Here is a 1,464-nt window from a genome sequence, read left to right as displayed (position 1 = left end):
GACGCATCGTCATCCTCATTTTTTCTCCGCTTTACCGGTCGCACCGGCATAATCGCCGTCTCCTTTTTCTTCAACTGCGCCGGCTTCCCCCTCACCACCCCCGGGCGGCGTTTTGGGGGCCTTTTTTCATCCCCTCCCGCCAGCATCCCCCACCTTTTTGAATCATAACCAATCCCCCTCCCCCGGCGGGGGGCCCACGCCGACGAGCAGAGCGACGCCGACGGTGCCCAGCACGAGGCCCAGCGCCGTGCGTGCGCGGATCGCCTGGCGTCCCCACACGGCGCCGAGCAGCGCGCCCCACATCGGCGCGGTGGCGTTCAGCACGGCCAGCACGGACGCCGGCAAGGTGCGCGCCGCGAACGCGAACAGCAGGAACGGGAACGCGGAGTTGAAGAAGCCGAGGATGAAGTAATGCTTCCAGTGCGCGCGCATGTCGAGGCGCTTCTTGAGCACGACGCCGACGATGGCGAGGAACAGCGCCGCGAACAGCACGCGGAATTCGATGAGCACCGCGGGGCCGAGCGTCGGCGCGCTGATGCGCATGAAGAGGAAGGAGCCGCCCCAGATGGAGGCAAGCACGATGAGGCGCAGCAGGTTGGCAGTGTTCATGGTTCCCGGGAGGATAGACGCAGGGGCTTCCCCGGCCTTCCCGTTTCTTGCGCTTGAATTGCGCGACGGGGCAGGGGAATTGGTAATGATACAAAAAGGTCGGGAATGCTGCCGGAAGGGCATGAAAAAGGGCCGCAAAAGCGCGGCCCTGGTCGATCACGCGGATGCGTCGATGCTCAAGGCACCAGCGGCTTCTTCGCGGACCGCTTGGCCTTGACGTCCGCGATCGCTTTTTCCACCGCGGACAGGCGCTGCGGCAGCGCCGGATGATTGGCGCTGTAGCCGTTCAACACGCTGGGCGGATAGCTCTCGGCCAGGCGGTTCCAGAACGCGGGCGCGTCCTTGACGTCGTAGCCGGCGCGCGCAGCCAGGTAGATGCCGAGGCGGTCGGCGGCGGCGTCCGCGTCGGCCGGCATGGCCTTGATGCCGCCGCTGCCGATCAGCATCGACGTGTCGGGCGTGATGCTCTTCAGGTTGTCGATGATGCTGCCGATCGTCGCGCTGTTGCGTTGCGAGGACGGGTGGCCGAGCATGTTGTGGGCCATCGTCTTGGCCAGCACGAAGGCCAGTTCGTCGTCGTCGTGCGTGAAGTTGATCATGCCGCGCGTGACGAGTACGCGGCTGCCGTCGCCGTACGCGTTGACGTTGTCCGCGTTGCCCAGTTCGATCGCGAAGGCGCAGGCGCGCGTAACGGGAATGGTCAGCTGGCGCTCGCTGCGGCGGCGCTCGATCGTCATCGGCAGGCTCGCCTGCGATGCGAGGATCTTGCCGAACAGCGCGCCCGCCTGGGACAGCGCATGCTCTCCGGCCGGCAGCGGCTTGCCGGCGGCGGCGAGCAGCACGTCGCCCTCCTGC

The 1,464-nt window shown here is 66.7% G+C and carries 2 protein-coding genes; both read right to left on the bottom strand.

Translation table 11 applies throughout. From position 1 onward, the window contains the following. Window positions 1–162: 162 nt before the first annotated feature. Window positions 163–609 carry a DMT family transporter gene (locus ACEN88_RS31530; protein ID WP_413346077.1) on the bottom strand — a complete coding sequence of 149 codons (447 nt, stop codon included), beginning with the start codon at window positions 607–609 and terminating at the stop codon, window positions 163–165. Between the two features lie 176 nt (window positions 610–785). Then, the coding region (locus tag ACEN88_RS31525; RefSeq protein WP_413346075.1) for a M48 family metallopeptidase at window positions 786–1,464 on the bottom strand (679 nt) is incomplete at its 5' end.

It is taken from the genome of Massilia sp. CT11-108, from assembly GCF_047302915.1.
Classification (GTDB): Bacteria; Pseudomonadota; Gammaproteobacteria; order Burkholderiales; family Burkholderiaceae_D; genus Telluria; species Telluria orientalis.
This window is presented reverse-complemented; position numbering and strand designations above follow the sequence as displayed.

What these genes read in the sequence shown, in the direction of transcription:
- ACEN88_RS31530 (WP_413346077.1), bottom strand. Translation starts at nt 609, where the DNA reads ATGAACACTGCCAACCTGCTGCGCCTCATCGTGCTTGCCTCCATCTGG.